Below are 15043 nucleotides of genomic sequence, written 5' to 3'. Positions count from 1 at the left end.
AAATATCCAGAGGGAAAATTAGAACAGGCAGATGTGTGTTTTACGAAAGAAGAACTCATTAAAATAGAATTATGTGTTCTGTTTTGTTGAAACAAATGTAAAGAATAGTTCTCAATATAGCATCTTTTTAAGATAAAAATGTGCATTTATCATAACATATATATTTTCTATCAAATTATTGTAAACTTTTTTATAAGTAAGTAATCAAAATTAAGCGACATAATGGGAGTATTTAATAAAGAGCTTTTTTCCAACCGCATGCAAAGCCCTGTTTGTTATATAGAAAAGCGTGTCGGTACTGATATAGTCCTGTGGCCTGATCCAGTTGCCTTCCGACCGGAAGCATTTCGTCCGGACATTCACAGATATTAAACTCATATCCGTCTGTTCCCCTGCTTTTACCGAAAACAGACTATCGGCTTTGAGGAGAATAGCACGGCAACACATCCGGAAATAGTGGCTCGTACTATTGCGGAAGCCATGATCCAGTTGCATATGTTGGGCTTCCGGTAAGCCCGGTTTCTTTATCTTGCCCATAAATTAGCTCTTCTTGTATATGAGATAGCAACGAAAATCTAAATATTTTATATAAACTAATTATAAACATCTACTTATTTAATAACCATAATAATTCTCATACCCGGATTTTCCGGTTTTTACGTTATTTCACGGTACAATATATTATATCAATTTTGTAGAAATTTTGAATTTTGAAAAATATGATGTGTTTTTTTGATAACTTTCCTTCAAAACACATTGCAATTCTTTTTTATTCTAATATCTTTGTTTCCGTATTGGTGTTACAAGTCCGCATTTGCCGGATAGTAATGAAAAGGGAATCAGGTGTAAGTCCTGAACAGTCCCGCTGCTGTAAGCTCTATTCAGTTAACAGTCATCAGTTAACAATGTTTCTGAGAAAAGTCTTTGAACAATACCAAATACCACTGTTTCACAGTAATCAGTGATACAGTAATCAGTAAACAGTCAAAAAACTGTTAACTGATAACTGCTAATTGTTTACTGAAAATGGGAAGGCCGTTCAAAGATGGAGTAAGTCAGAAGACCTGCCAAGACATATATTTTTCATCTTTCGCGGAAAAAGATAGAAAACAAGAGATTTATTTCAGTATTTCAGTATTTGTATATCGGGAAACGATTGTGTTTGATATCAATCTTATGTTCATTGTATCCGTATGGTAGCATAAGTCTGTATTGTTAGCACTTTATGTTCCGGTTATCATTATATTACAAATTTTCTAAAAACAAAAGCAATGAAAAAGATATGTAAAAGATGTTCGGCATCATTCGGTTGCAGAGAAGACAGAATAGAGCTGTGTAGTTGCCGTAAAGTGAGCCTTGTCACAGGTGTTCGTGATTACATAAAGGAAAATTACCGGGATTGCCTGTGCCCTAAATGTTTACAGGAAACAAATAGTTCCTTCTATGCATTCGATGTAAATCCTAAATTTTTGACAAAGAACAAAAATGAATGATTTATAAAGAACTATATTACAGTAAAATAGCAAAAACTTGTTTTAATTTTACAATTTATTATAAATTTAGTCATTAATTCGTTTAATTGTATAGGTAAGTTTCCTTAAATTTGAAGCTAGAAAGCATCTCAATCCTGATTATGTTCAGGTTGGAGTAATCGGTTTATGATCTTCTGTTCGTTTTAGTCATGTGACAGAAGATTATAAACTGAAAATTGTGCGGATAATCAAAAATTATAAACAATAAACAGTAAACAATATCAGACATGCTACAAGAATTCACTCTAGGCGAAGGTAAAGCAATAATCAACTTCACTCTGAAATTTTGCGACACGCGGCAGAAAATACTTAACAGTTATGGATTCCATAGAGTTATAGAAGTCTTTATTCAGAAACTGAAGAAAGATGAAATAATTATCTATGAATATTATATAAAAGAATTTAAGACTGATGAGGAGTTTGAGAAAACACTGATAGAGGCATTTAAGTTGCTTACAGTCTGTAATCCTGACGAAGTGCAGAATGTGCATGGAAAATATGCTATCTTCTTCAATGATAAAGACTTGTTTATTGAACTGATAGAATTACTTTATAGCTTTTGGCGCAGACTTGAACGATACACTATCGTTCACAACAGTTCGATCGGTAGTGGCTTGCAGAGTGTTCGCTTTATGCAGGCGAACGAGTTGTTCAATGAGCTTATTCTCTCCATATACCGCCGCATCGAAGAAACTGTTATCGGTTATCAATACCGTGTGTATCGTCAATTGACAGCAGGTGCAAATGCAGCCCTTACACTGAGCGATATCAACTGGAACAGCCCTGTGGAATACAATGGACTGGCCCCTATACCGTTCATTACAGCCGTGATGTTTAATCCTCCATTTATTTCATATACAAAAAGAAATACACGTGACGGCATTTTCCATGAGCATAATATAAACCCGATTGAGAATATAGTTCTCAACGAAGACGACTGGTTCCTGTATCCGGCTAAAGTAGGGAATATGCTGACATTTGTCTATTTCCATAAAGATTTTATGGTTCATGGTTTTGCTTTGGCAAATCTCTTCGAACTGGCAAAAGAAAGCGAATATATAGGTAAAAAACCGGACATTATCTATGTTTTCGGCTATCCTGACGGACATGAAGAAAAACGTACATTCTACTATAAAGATAAAAAGAACGATATCCTTATCGGTTATGCGAACCATTGCGACGATATAGATTACTTCGGATACATGAAGAAGATGTTGCTTACACTTCACAATGTGAAGCAAATGGAAAAGAACCGTTTGCCGATACATGGGGCGATGGTAAACATTGCGCTGAAGAACGGAAAAGAGTCGAATATCATTATCATGGGAGACAGTGGTGCAGGAAAATCAGAGAGCCTTGAGGCCTTCCGTACACTGAACGAAAAGTATATCCGTCATATGCGTATCATATTCGATGATATGGGATATCTGAAAAAAGAAGCGGATGGCACAATAAAAGGCTATGGAACGGAGATCGGAGCATTTGTCCGTATCGATGACCTGGACCCTATGTACGCTTTTGAGCAATTGGAACGGGGTATTTATACCAACCCTGATAAGGTTAATGCCCGTATAACCATACCGGCTGCCACTTATGACGTTATTATGAAAGGATATAAGGTAGATTATTTCCTTTATGCGAATAACTACACAGAGTCGGATACGAAGATTCAATTCTTTACTGATCTGAATGAGGCGATCAAGGTATTTGAGGCCGGAGCCCGTAAAGCAAAAGGTACTACAACGGAAAAAGGTTTGGTGACATCTTATTTTGCCAACCCGTTCGGACCAGTACAGGAGCAGAAACTTGCCGGCAAGCTTATCAAGGAGTATTTTACCGATATGGATAAAAACGGAGTCAAGATAGGTGAGATTTATACTTCTCTTGCCATAGAGGGTCATAGTAAAGACGGACCTCGTGAAGCTGCGGAGGAATTATTTACATTGATTAATGAATAAGATATTATTATGAGGCTGCCCCAAAAGTATTTTTTCGGATCATTTTGTCATGTTGAACGGAGTGAAACATCTCGTATCCGGAGGGTCGGGATTCTTCGTTACACTCAGAAACAACGTTCGGCAGAGCGAAGCGGAGCCAATGACAAAGAGGGTAACACTTTAATAGTGTAATATTACTTTTGGGACAGCCTCATGTATTGAATATTCTTTAATACTACAATTTTGCCCGAAAATCAGGCTGTATGTAAAACATTAGACTTTCTCTGATGTTTATAGATAAACACTGAATGGATACTAACTAAGGTCGCAGACCTTTTTATTTACTGTTTTGAGTATAGCGACGAATCATTGTTATATCTTTAATGCAGAACAAAAATACTTCATTTACATAATAAATAGTAGACTATGAGTAATTTGCAGCAATCTTTGATGCATAACAATATCAAACTGCTTGGTGATATGCTGGGTAAAACAATCGGCGAAGCTAAGGGAAAGGATATGGTGGATCTGATAGAAACGATTCGCAGACTCTCCAAAGCCTCGCATTCAGGAGATATTGAAGCACATAAATCGCTGGTGAAGACACTTCAGAATCTGAAAGATGAAGAGTTTCTTCCCGTAGCACGTTCGTTTAATCAGTTTCTGAATTTAACGAATACGGCTGAGCAGTATAATAGTGTATCGCCTCATGCTCAGGGGGCGGAAAATCCGGTTAATTTTCCAGATATATATAAAAAACTGAAAGACGCGAATCTTAGCGATGAAGCGATAATAAAAGCAATAGAGAATATCTCCATTGATCTGGTATTGACAGCTCATCCGACAGAGATAAACAGGCGTTCGCTTATAAATAATCTGAATCAGGTAGATCATTGCCTGGCATTACTGGATCACGACGATCTGGCTAATTACCAGAAGGTGCAGATTTTGCGCAGATTGAAACAACTTATCGCCCAATATTGGCATACCGACGAAATCCGCCAGAAACGGCCGACTCCGAACGAGGAGGCAAAATGGGGATACGAGGTAGTGGAAAACAGCCTGTGGAAAGCCGTCCCTGCATATATCCGTGAACTTGACGAACAGATAAGGAATACAATACCTTACCGCTTGCCGGTTGATGCGCGCCCGATACACTTTTCATCATGGATGGGAGGCGATCGCGACGGTAATCCGAATGTAACGGCTAAAATAACTCACGAAGTATTATTGGATAGCCGTAAAAGAGCAGCAAAGCTATTCCTCGAAGACATTGAAGTACTGGTGAAAGAACTCTCAATGGCCACATGCACTACTGAATTCAGGGATTATATAAAGGACTATGAAGTTCAGGAACCATACCGTGAGTTAATGAAAAGATTGCGTACCAGACTGAGAAATACTGTTGCTTATCTGGATGCGCGTATCGAGGGTAAGAATCCGGAACGCACAGAGGATATACTTATTCATAACGAACAATTGTGGGAACCACTTTATGAGTGCTATAAATCGCTCGTAGCCTGCAAGATGGAAATCATAGCCGACGATAAACTGCTCGATACCATGCGCCGGGTGCGTTGTTTCGGTTTAACTCTGACTCAGCTGGATATTCGTCAGGAGAGTACGATACATACGGAAGCCTTGTCCGAAATAACCCGCTACCTTGGATTAGGGGACTATGAGACTTGGTCGGAGGAAGATAAACAGGCATTCCTGATAAAAGAACTTAATTCGAAACGTCCGCTCATTCCCCGTAACTGGGAGCCAAGCCCTCAAACTAAAGAAGTACTGGATACCTGTAGGGTAATAGCAGAGACACCTGTCGGGTCAATTCCTACTTATGTCATTTCAATGACAAGAACTCCTTCGGATATTCTTGCAGTGTATTTGTTGCTCAAGGAAGCGGATTGTCCGTTTACTTTACCAGTGACTCCATTGTTTGAAACACTGAATGACTTGAATAATGCCAATGGTATTATGCAGCAATTGTTTGCTATCAATTGGTATAAAGGTATTATCAAGAATAAACAAATGATAATGATCGGTTATTCCGACTCGGCTAAAGATGCAGGTTCGCTTGCTGCCGGATGGGCACAATACCGTGCACAGGAAGCCTTGATCAAAACCTGTCAGGATGCAGGAATAGCTCTTACATTATTTCATGGCCGTGGCGGTACGGTTGGCCGTGGCGGAGGCCCTGCTAAGGTCGCTCTTTTCTCACAGCCTCCGGGTTCGTTGCAAGACGGGCTCCGTGTAACCGAACAGGGCGAAATGATCCGTTTTAAATTAGGTTTACCTGATCTGGCTATCAAGACATTATCGCTATATACCGATGCTATACTGGAGGCTAACCTTCTTCCTCCTCCGGCTCCTAAACAGGAGTGGAGGGACCTGATGGATGAACTTTCCGATATTTCATGCAATAGTTATCAGGGACTGGTTCGCAGAGACCCTGATTTTATTCCGTATTTCTATCAGGCTACACCTGAGGCGGAATTGGCTCGTTTGCCATTGGGGTCACGCCCGGCAAAACGCCGTCCGAATGGGGGAGTGGAAAGCCTTCGTGCAATCCCATGGATATTTGGCTGGACTCAAAACCGCCTGATGCTTCCGGCATGGCTGGGCGCGGGAGAAGCCTTGCAACAGGTCATTGATAATGGAAAGATGGATACATTGAAAGCGATGTATAAAGACTGGCCATTCTTCGGCACCCGTATCAGTATGCTCGAAATGGTATTTGCCAAAGCCGACCTGCGTATGTCGCAGTATTATGATGAAAGGCTTGTGGAGGATAAGTTGCAGATACTGGGGAAAAAACTGAGAAGTCAACTCGAAAGCGATATGAATACAATATTGAGGATATCTCAGGATGAGCATCTGATGGAAAGCCTGCCTGAAGTTGCAGAGAATATCGCCATGCGCAATATTTATACAAACCCTCTGAATCTCCTTCAGGTGGAATTGTTGTACCGGACGAGGAAAGACGAAGAGCATTCGTCGGAGCTGGAACTGGCTCTGATGATTACAATTTCTGGAATTGCCGCCGGTATGCGTAATACAGGATGATTTTTTTTAGTTACAAGTTACGAGTTACGAGTAAACAAGTTGGCTGAAATATCAGTAATCCCGTAACTTGTAACTGCCCGTAGGACGAAGTAACTCGTAACTGAAAATTATAATAAATACGATATGCAATATAAAATCACGGCGCCAAATGCCATTAATTCGATCATACCTCTTCCTGCTTCAAAAAGCATTAGTAACAGGGCTCTAATATTAAATGCATTGAGTCTTAGTGCTTCGGAAATAGCCAATCTTTCTGATTGCGATGATACTAATGTGATGGTCGAGGCCTTCACATCGGGTAGCAACCTGATAGATGTGAAAGCGGCGGGAACGTCCATGCGTTTTCTGACAGCTTTCTTAGCTATTACTCCCGGTGAATGGATTATAACGGGAACAGAACGTATGAAAGAACGCCCTATCCATCTTCTGGTAGATGCCTTAGTCTCTTTAGGGGCCCGCATCCAATATATAGGGAATGTGGGATATCCGCCGTTGAAGATTAAGGGAACAGCACTGGACGGGGGAGAAATCTATTTGTCGGGAGATGTCAGTTCTCAATTTATATCAGCTTTGCTGATGATAGCTCCTTCCATGAGCAAGGGATTGATAATACACCTGGAAGGGAATATTATATCAGTACCATATATTAAGCTGACATTGGGTATGATGGCCCAGTTCGGGGTGAAGACTCATTGGGACGGGCGGACAATTAAGATATATCCCGAAGAATATCGGGCAACACACTATACTGTGGAGTCGGACTGGTCCGCAGCTTCGTATTGGTACGAAATGGCTGCACTTGCCGAGGATGCCCGTATAGAATTGAAGGGACTGTTTAAAAACAGCATGCAGGGAGACTCTAAAGTTGCCGAGCTGTTTCTTGATCTGGGTGTGGCAACCGAATATACCAAAGATGGTGTGATACTGACCAAGACCGGAAAGGTAACCAAAAAGATGTTCCATAATTTTGTGAATGAGCCGGATCTGGCCCAAACTTTTGCTGTTACATGCTGTATGATGGGTATTCCATTTATGTTCACCGGCTTGCAGACGCTCAAGATAAAGGAGACCGACCGGATAGAGGCTTTGAAAAATGAAATGAAGAAATTAGGTTACTTATTATACGATAGCGAAAATAGCATCCTGGAATGGAACGGTGAAAGGTGTGAACCGGAGGCTGACCCGGTAATAAAAACTTATGAAGACCACCGCATGGCGATGGCCTTTGCTCCGGCAGCCATAAAACTGGATCATATCAATATTGCGCATCCTAAGGTGGTGACAAAGTCTTACCCGCGTTTTTGGGACGACCTCAAGTCGGTAGGATTTTCAATTGAAGAGTAAAAGTAAAATCAATCCAGGCGATATCCGTATTGGCGGAGTAGGTTATCCCTGCTTCGCCAATCTTTTTCTACCTTGACATATATTTCAAGGAATATCTTTTTATTGAAGAAGCGTTCCATGTCTTTGCGGGCCATCGTGGCCACCTTTTTCAGCGCCGCGCCTTTATGGCCTATGATGATACCTTTCTGGGTGTCTCGTTCGGCAATTATCAAAGCTCTTATGTTGATAATATCTTTTTCTTCTTTAAATTCTTCAACGATGACTTCCACTGCATAAGGAACTTCCTTCTGATAATAAAGGAGGATCTTTTCACGGATGATTTCCGTAACAAAGAAGCGGGCGGGACGGTCGGTCAGCGCATCTTTTTCGAAATAAGGAGGAGATTCGGGAATCAAATCCAATATTCTTTTCTTTACAGTATCTACATTGAATTTATTCAGGGCAGATATCGGATATATTTCGGCTTTTGGCAACAGTTCTTTCCATTGTGCCACCAGTTTTTCTAATTCCTGCTGATTGGTCTGGTCTATTTTATTGATTAGCAGTAGAACGGGAGCGTCTACATTTTGTACCTTTTGCAGAAATTCTTCGTTTTTATCTGTTTTTTCTATAACATCCGTCATATAGAGCAGTACATCGGCATCACTTAGAGCGGATACGGAGAAGTTAAGCATTGACTCCTGTAATTTATAATTAGGCCGTAACACCCCGGGAGTATCTGAATATACAATCTGATAGTCGTCAGTATTCACGATACCTAATATGCGATGGCGCGTAGTTTGAGCCTTTGAAGTGATGATGGAAACTTTTTCTCCCACAAGAAGGTTCATCAATGTTGATTTTCCTACATTGGGATTGCCTACTATATTTACGAATCCTGATCTATGCATCTGATATATGTTCTATTTATTTGAAGACAAAAGTAGTAAATAAAGATTTATAATACTGAATTCATAACAATTTTACTACTTTTGCATTTCAAAAAACAGAATAATGCAAAAACATGATCTTTGCTGTGTAGGGCACATCACTTTGGATAAAGTGGTGACGCCTAAAAAAACAGTACATATGCCCGGCGGTACAGCCTTCTATTTTTCTCATGCCATCCGTCATTTCGATGATATAGATTATTCATTGGTTACATCTCTGGCCGAGTCTGAAATGAGTGTCGTTGATGATCTGCGATCCAAAAATGTAGATGTACACGTTATCCCGAGCCAACATTCAGTATATTTTGAGAATATATACGAAGAAAATCAGAATAACCGCACACAGCGGGTTTTGGCAAAGGCCGATCCCTTTTCTGTAGACGGCTTTGAAAATTTAGATGCCAAAATATTCTTATTAGGTGCATTGCTTGCCGATGATTTTTCGCTCGAACTGGTAGAGTACCTTTCCCGCAAGGGGCTGATAGCAGTTGATTCTCAAGGGTATCTGCGGGAGGTGAGAGAACAGAATGTATATCCTATAGACTGGAAGGACAAGCTGGAAACACTGAAATATGTCCATATACTGAAAGTAAATGACCTGGAGATGGAAGTCCTCACAGGTATGAAAGATATAAAACAAGCATCCCGGCAATTATATGACTGGGGCGTGAAGGAAGTTCTGGTAACTCTCGGTAGCTTAGGTTCCGTAATCTATGACGGGAAAGAGTTTTATAAGATACCTGCTTATAAACCGTCAGAAGTAGTTGATGCAACAGGTTGTGGCGATACTTATGTTACAGGTTACCTGTATAAGCGGGCAAAAGGAGCGGGTATAGAAGAGGCGGGTAAGTTTGCCGCTGCAATGGCAACTATCAAAATTGAGAATTCTGGTCCGTTTAACGGTACAAAAGAAGATGTGGAAAATAGAATAAGGACAGCGGAGCAGATAATTCCTGTTGTTTAATTATGATTTATAAGTTATAAATCGTTTAATTCGAATTCATTCATAATTTATTAATTGATTATGAATCGGTAGTTAAATTTTAACGTTCGATTTTTTACTACGCGCAATCAGAGATTGCTTGTGTTCCTTTTGGCCAAATCCCCAAAAGGAACCAAAAATGCTTTAACGCCCGCTTTAAAGGCCGACCCATAACGGACTTAAAGGCTAAACGAAAAAACTCGCTCTGAATATTGCATAATACGAGCCAGAAAATAAGCTCAAACACGTTTTCGTTTTTCAGCCTTTTTCGCCCTATGGGCACCCCGTCCATAAAGCAAATGGCGTCCGCTGACGCACGACAAGGCTGGCGCATATTTGATTCAAAGGCTTTGCCCTCACTATGGCGTCCGCCCCTGCGCATTAGTGACGCAGGCGGGCACCCAATCCGTAAAGCGGAGGTGTAGAGCAAAATACGATAGCTGCTATACCCGGCTGATAGTCCGGCTATAGATGATTCCGTATTATTTTGCTCCACTGAAGCTACGGTTTTGGGTCGCCGGGGAACAAAGCGCTAGCCTTTTGGTTCGTTTTGGGCAATGCCAAAATGAACGATTAGACGAAACGAAGTGTAGTCAATAAAAATCGAACATTAAAAATCAACGACCGATTTGCACAACTCAGAACTACTTCCTCAACGTCTTGCTCAATGCTGCAATAACAACAATACATCCGCCTAATAATCCTACGGCAAGATAAGCCCATTCCATTCCATGACTGTCGGATATGGCTCCTACTAATAGCGGGGCAACCAATGGCCCTACAAAGCTGATGCTCGACATAATGGTAAGGGCTGTTCCGACCGGAGTTTTAGCTTTATCTCCGACAATACTGTATAAGGTAGGTACTACACAGGATATTCCCAGACCGATAAGCATAAAGCCGATCGAATTGATTATAACTTTTATAATAAGGGTATCCGCAGTATGAATAAACAGGGAAGATGTAACGAAGCCTATCAGAATAAGTGCTCCGGCAATCTGTAACACTGTTTTCTTTTGCCAGATACGGTATGCAAAATTGGTAAGCATACGTCCCGAAAACATCATAATCATAAATACAAGGAAACCTACCTGTAGAGATTCAGGCGCTTTTATAACCGATTGGAAATATACATCGCTCCATTCGAACATTGTATTTTCTACGATGAGAGCAAGCAGCCACACCAGACCTAACTGTATAAGTAATGTTTCGGGCATACGGAAGCCTTTCGATTTTATCTTCGGCTCTGTTTTCTTTTCAGCTTGTACCGCTTTTGGAGCTGCTTCCTGCAGGTATTTATAATTGATAAGTATAGCGATAAGCGCGGCTATTGTAATTATAGCAAAATGGACGAATGTTCCTACTTTCAGGTTAATCATGCTATAACCGATCAATGCACCGATACATGCCGCTAAACTCCAGCTTGCATGGAATGTGGCTATGATTGGTTTTCCGTAGATGCGCTCTACTTCAATAGCCTGCGTATTAAGTGAAATGTCAGTCATATTCCAAAAAATACCGAACAGAAACATGGCTATCCCCAATCCGGTAATATCAGGCATGAGGCTTACCATAAAGAGGGAAAGCGTGAATCCGGTAATACTTATAAGTACGGTTTTCTTACTTCCGATACGAGGCAGGAGGAATCCAACCAGTGGTATGGCTACGAATTTACCTATCGGTATGAGGAACATTAGCAAACCATAATGCAGATAACTTTCTACACTGAAATCCTTTTTAATGTCCGGTAAACGGCTTGCCCAACTGGCAAAGCATAATCCCTGAGCTATAAAAAGAGCCATTACGGCATAACGTATTCTTTGTTTGGAGTAAGAGGCCGGCTGTATTTCAGTCATTTTCCTGATGATTTTTTGATTAAAACGATGCAAAGATAAATTCTTTAGAGAAGAATCTTCATATGTAAGGCAATTATTTATCCTTACACCGTAAGTTTGAGATATAATTTGTATCTAAGTTTATCTATGTATATAGATGATGGCTCTTTGAAATATTGATAGGCCCCCTCAATCCTCCTTCGGGGCAGGGCTGTTAAGTTCTCTTCTTTGTTCTATTATTTTCTGCTGTCATCCTGAGTGGAACGAAGGATCCCGACCCTGAGAAACGAGATGTTTCACTCCGTTCAACATGACACAGAGGGTATAAAAAATCAGAACTTAACAGCCCTGCCCCGAAGGGGGACTTACAATGAGGGTAAAAAGTAATAATTAATTACTCATTCTTAATTTTTAATTGCTTTCCGTGTTACCTTTGTTACTTTTTAACAAGTAGTAAGCTGTGAGTAATAAGTTGAAAGTTAAATGAGATACGAGTTGTTAACTGATGACTGCTAACTGTTCACTGTAAAAACTGTTACTTCTGTTACTTTTTAACAATACAATGCAAATATAGGTTAAATTGATAAGGAGTTTAGGTGATATATGGTTAATTCGTAATTTAAAAAGAGGGAGAAAAGTGTTACTTTTTCGATTTATGTAACATTGTAAGACTGTTATCCCGTCGTATTTCTTATTTTTGTATAGTAAAAACTATTAATTGGTCTGTCTAACCATGAAAACCGGTATATCTTACCAGAGGAACTAATCCTTATATTTGATATATGTAGGTTTCCGTGTAATGATTAAATAAAACTATTCATATATGAAAAAGATTCTGTTAACAGGAGCCTTGTTATGTTCTTCGATACTCCTGTCCGCGCAAAGCATTACTGAAAAAGAATTGCAGGAAATACAATCGAGTTTTAAACAAGATGCTCCAACAAAAGCGATTCAAAACATCCTCACAACAAACGCCAACATTACGGCAAATGTCCTGAATCACGACCTTCAAGGGAAAATAGATCATTATTTCCGGTACAGAGTGAATGTAAAGGGGATTACAGATCAAAAAAGTTCGGGACGCTGCTGGATGTTTACATCGATGAACGTATTGCGTCCGTCCATCATGGAGAAATACAATATCAGCGAATTTGATTTCTCTCACAATTATCTGTACTTCTGGGATATTTTTGAGAAGGCCAACTTGTTTCTCGAAAATATTATAGGCACAAGTAAAGACCCGTTTGCAGACAGGGCAGTGGAATACCTGTTCAAATCTCCTGTCGGTGACGGTGGCGTTTGGAATCTGTATTATAATGCCGGAAAGAAATATGGAGTTGTACCTCAGGACGTGATGCCGGAAACTGCGCATTCGAACAATACAAGGCAAATGCTTGGTTTGCTGAATGAAAGGCTACGCTCCGGCGGATATAACCTTAGGGAACTGGCGGCTTCAGGCAAAAAAACTCAGGATTTAAGGTCGGAGAAAACAGTTATACTAAAAGATGTGTACCGCATTCTGGCTCTGTGTCTTGGCGAACCACCGAGAGAATTTACATGGAGATATAAGGATAAAAACGGTATTATAAAGGAATTGCGTAATTATACCCCGAAACAGTTTTATGAGGCGATCACTCCGGAAGATTATTCTCCCGATAATTATATTATGGTGATGAACGATCCTACCCGTGAGTATTATCAACTATATGAAATACAGAATTACAAAAATACGATTGAAGGTATCAACTGGATATATCTGAATCTGCCGAATGAAGATATAAAGAAAGCTGCTCTGGCTTCCATAAAGAATAACGAAGCCATGTATGCTTCTTGTGATGTGGGTAAGCAACTGAACAGGGAATCGGGGATACTGGATCCGGATATGTACGATTATCAGTCTTTGTTGGGCGTAAATTTGTCGATGGATAAGAAAGCACGTATCTTAACACGGCAGAGCGGTTCAAGTCATGCCATGACATTAATCGGTTGCGACACGGATGTGAGTGACACGCCTGTAAAATGGGAATTTGAGAATAGTTGGGGAGCTGCTTCTGGTAATAAAGGTTATCTGACCTTTACAGATAAATGGTTTAGCGAATATATGTTCCGTCTGGTAGTACATAAAAAATATCTGGATGCCAAAGCGGTCGATTGTCTTAAACAGAAGCCAGTACAATTGCCAATGTGGGATTATATGAATTGATCCGGCACGTATTTTCCTGTTTTACAGGATATACAGGATTGAATTATGTGTTGATAAATAAAGTTAACTAAAATTAGGGTGGTGTTAAAAGGGTTTAAAAAAGATTGGTTTCCGGCTTCAATATGTTAGCATTATTTATAAAAAATATGTTTTATAATATGTTTTTTTATTTGGTATGGTTTAATTTATGTCGTTCCTTTGTATCGATAACCAAACAATCTTTATTTACCTTAAAGCCTAATACCTAATTTAACTCACACATAAGAGGAGGTTTCGAATCAGAAGCCTCCTCTTATGTCTTTTATTCGGACAATTTTGTATATTTTACTGCCACCCAGTTGTCCTTTTCCGTATTATGGACAAAAGCCAGCTCATTTTTACTACACTCTTCTTCTATTGCCGGGACATCCTCCGCATAAAAACCACTCATGTATAAAACTCCGCCATTATTCAAGACCGAAGAATAAGAATGGATATCGTTTAGCAGGATATTGCGGTTTATGTTTGCCAGGACGATGTCGAATTTCTCACCTCCTAATAGATCTGCTCCGCCTATCTTTACATCCACATTGTTAACGTTATTCAAATTAAGATTCTCAATAGCGTTATCATATGCCCACTGATCTATATCGATGGCGGTTATAGGACTCGCACCGCGCATAGAAGCAAGGATAGCCAGTATAGCAGTGCCTGTACCCATATCGAGAACCGATTTGCCGTTGAAATCATCTTTCAGTATCTCCCGTATCATCAGTTCGGTAGTTTGATGGTGTCCTGTTCCGAAAGCCATCTTAGGATCGATGTATATATTGTAGTCGTATGTTGCAGGGACGTTGTGGAATGTACTTTGGATGATACACTTGTTGTCGATTATCAGCGGCTGGAAATAGTTCTTCTCCCATTCTTCGTTCCAGTTCCGGTCTTCTATGCTTTTGTATGTATAGATGATTTCGGCTTCTATAGGGAATGTATTCAGAGTCTTATCCAGTTCTTCAATGTTAAACAGATCGCTCTGGATATATGCTGTTGTTCCGAATTCGTTTTCAACGAAGCTTTCAAATCCTATTTCTGCGATTGTGGCTGACAGTACACTATTGATAATCTCATCATTCGGCGTACATATAAATTTTACTTCAATATAATTCATGACAATAATTAGTTTTGTGCAAAAGTACATTTTTATTCTTACTTCTTGTTTTTAAGATATAGTATATC

At 39.8% G+C, this 15043-nt stretch carries 10 protein-coding genes and 1 riboswitch; of the genes, 6 read left to right on the top strand and 4 right to left on the bottom strand.

The genetic code is table 11. The annotated features are described in order from the left end of the window. Positions 1-210: 210 nt before the first annotated feature. Positions 211-537, bottom strand: coding sequence for a hypothetical protein (locus tag B3317_RS08965; RefSeq protein ID WP_291110785.1), 327 nt, complete (start codon positions 535-537; stop codon positions 211-213). A 241-nt stretch (positions 538-778) separates the two neighbouring features. Continuing rightward, positions 779-1086: riboswitch (cobalamin riboswitch) on the top strand. A gap of 185 nt (positions 1087-1271) precedes the next feature. On the opposite strand from B3317_RS08965, the gene B3317_RS08960 reads away from it, so the two are divergent. From B3317_RS08960 to B3317_RS08945, 4 genes are all read left to right on the top strand, one after another. Further along, positions 1272-1493, top strand: coding sequence for a cysteine-rich CWC family protein (locus B3317_RS08960; protein ID WP_291110783.1), 222 nt, complete (start codon positions 1272-1274; stop codon positions 1491-1493). 266 nt (positions 1494-1759) lie between these two features. Continuing rightward, positions 1760-3490 carry a phosphoenolpyruvate carboxykinase gene (locus tag B3317_RS08955; protein ID WP_291110781.1) on the top strand — a complete coding sequence of 577 codons (1731 nt, stop codon included), beginning with the start codon at positions 1760-1762 and terminating at the stop codon, positions 3488-3490. A 405-nt stretch (positions 3491-3895) separates the two neighbouring features. Further along, positions 3896-6535: a phosphoenolpyruvate carboxylase gene (gene ppc / locus B3317_RS08950; RefSeq protein ID WP_291110779.1), complete on the top strand. Its 2640-nt coding sequence runs from the start codon at positions 3896-3898 to the stop codon at positions 6533-6535. 123 nt (positions 6536-6658) lie between these two features. Continuing rightward, complete coding sequence (locus B3317_RS08945) at positions 6659-7879, top strand: 3-phosphoshikimate 1-carboxyvinyltransferase (RefSeq protein ID WP_291110777.1); 1221 nt, start codon at positions 6659-6661, stop codon at positions 7877-7879. An 8-nt stretch (positions 7880-7887) separates the two neighbouring features. On the opposite strand, the gene era is transcribed toward B3317_RS08945, so the two are convergent. Further along, positions 7888-8769 carry a GTPase Era gene (era, locus tag B3317_RS08940; RefSeq protein ID WP_291110775.1) on the bottom strand — a complete coding sequence of 294 codons (882 nt, stop codon included), beginning with the start codon at positions 8767-8769 and terminating at the stop codon, positions 7888-7890. A 103-nt stretch (positions 8770-8872) separates the two neighbouring features. On the opposite strand from era, the gene B3317_RS08935 reads away from it, so the two are divergent. Next, positions 8873-9772: a PfkB family carbohydrate kinase gene (locus B3317_RS08935; RefSeq protein ID WP_291110773.1), complete on the top strand. Its 900-nt coding sequence runs from the start codon at positions 8873-8875 to the stop codon at positions 9770-9772. Positions 9773-10434: 662 nt separating this feature from the next. Here B3317_RS08935 and B3317_RS08930 read toward each other — a convergent pair. After that, on the bottom strand, positions 10435-11646 hold the full coding sequence (locus B3317_RS08930) for an MFS transporter (protein WP_291110771.1): 1212 nt from the start codon (positions 11644-11646) through the stop codon (positions 10435-10437). A gap of 802 nt (positions 11647-12448) precedes the next feature. Between B3317_RS08930 and B3317_RS08925 the strand changes: the two genes are divergently transcribed. Next, positions 12449-13828 carry an aminopeptidase C gene (locus tag B3317_RS08925; RefSeq protein WP_291110769.1) on the top strand — a complete coding sequence of 460 codons (1380 nt, stop codon included), beginning with the start codon at positions 12449-12451 and terminating at the stop codon, positions 13826-13828. Positions 13829-14129: 301 nt separating this feature from the next. Here B3317_RS08925 and prmA read toward each other — a convergent pair whose 3' ends face one another. Continuing rightward, positions 14130-14975, bottom strand: a complete 846-nt coding sequence (gene prmA / locus B3317_RS08920) for a 50S ribosomal protein L11 methyltransferase (RefSeq protein ID WP_291110767.1) — start codon at positions 14973-14975, stop codon at positions 14130-14132. Between the last annotated feature and the right edge of the window lie 68 nt (positions 14976-15043).

The organism is Dysgonomonas sp. UBA7710 (genome assembly GCF_002482385.1).
GTDB lineage: Bacteria > Bacteroidota > Bacteroidia > Bacteroidales > Dysgonomonadaceae > Dysgonomonas.
Note: the sequence above shows the minus strand (reverse complement) of the source record. Positions and strands in the feature narration are given on the sequence as shown.

What these genes read in the sequence shown, in the direction of transcription:
- prmA (WP_291110767.1), bottom strand. Translation starts at nt 14,975, where the DNA reads ATGAATTATATTGAAGTAAAATTTATATGTACGCCGAATGATGAGATT.
- B3317_RS08925 (WP_291110769.1), top strand. Translation starts at nt 12,449, where the DNA reads ATGAAAAAGATTCTGTTAACAGGAGCCTTGTTATGTTCTTCGATACTC.
- B3317_RS08955 (WP_291110781.1), top strand. Translation starts at nt 1,760, where the DNA reads ATGCTACAAGAATTCACTCTAGGCGAAGGTAAAGCAATAATCAACTTC.
- era (WP_291110775.1), bottom strand. Translation starts at nt 8,769, where the DNA reads ATGCATAGATCAGGATTCGTAAATATAGTAGGCAATCCCAATGTAGGA.
- B3317_RS08935 (WP_291110773.1), top strand. Translation starts at nt 8,873, where the DNA reads ATGCAAAAACATGATCTTTGCTGTGTAGGGCACATCACTTTGGATAAA.
- B3317_RS08960 (WP_291110783.1), top strand. Translation starts at nt 1,272, where the DNA reads ATGAAAAAGATATGTAAAAGATGTTCGGCATCATTCGGTTGCAGAGAA.
- B3317_RS08930 (WP_291110771.1), bottom strand. Translation starts at nt 11,646, where the DNA reads ATGACTGAAATACAGCCGGCCTCTTACTCCAAACAAAGAATACGTTAT.
- ppc (WP_291110779.1), top strand. Translation starts at nt 3,896, where the DNA reads ATGAGTAATTTGCAGCAATCTTTGATGCATAACAATATCAAACTGCTT.
- B3317_RS08965 (WP_291110785.1), bottom strand. Translation starts at nt 537, where the DNA reads ATGGGCAAGATAAAGAAACCGGGCTTACCGGAAGCCCAACATATGCAA.
- B3317_RS08945 (WP_291110777.1), top strand. Translation starts at nt 6,659, where the DNA reads ATGCAATATAAAATCACGGCGCCAAATGCCATTAATTCGATCATACCT.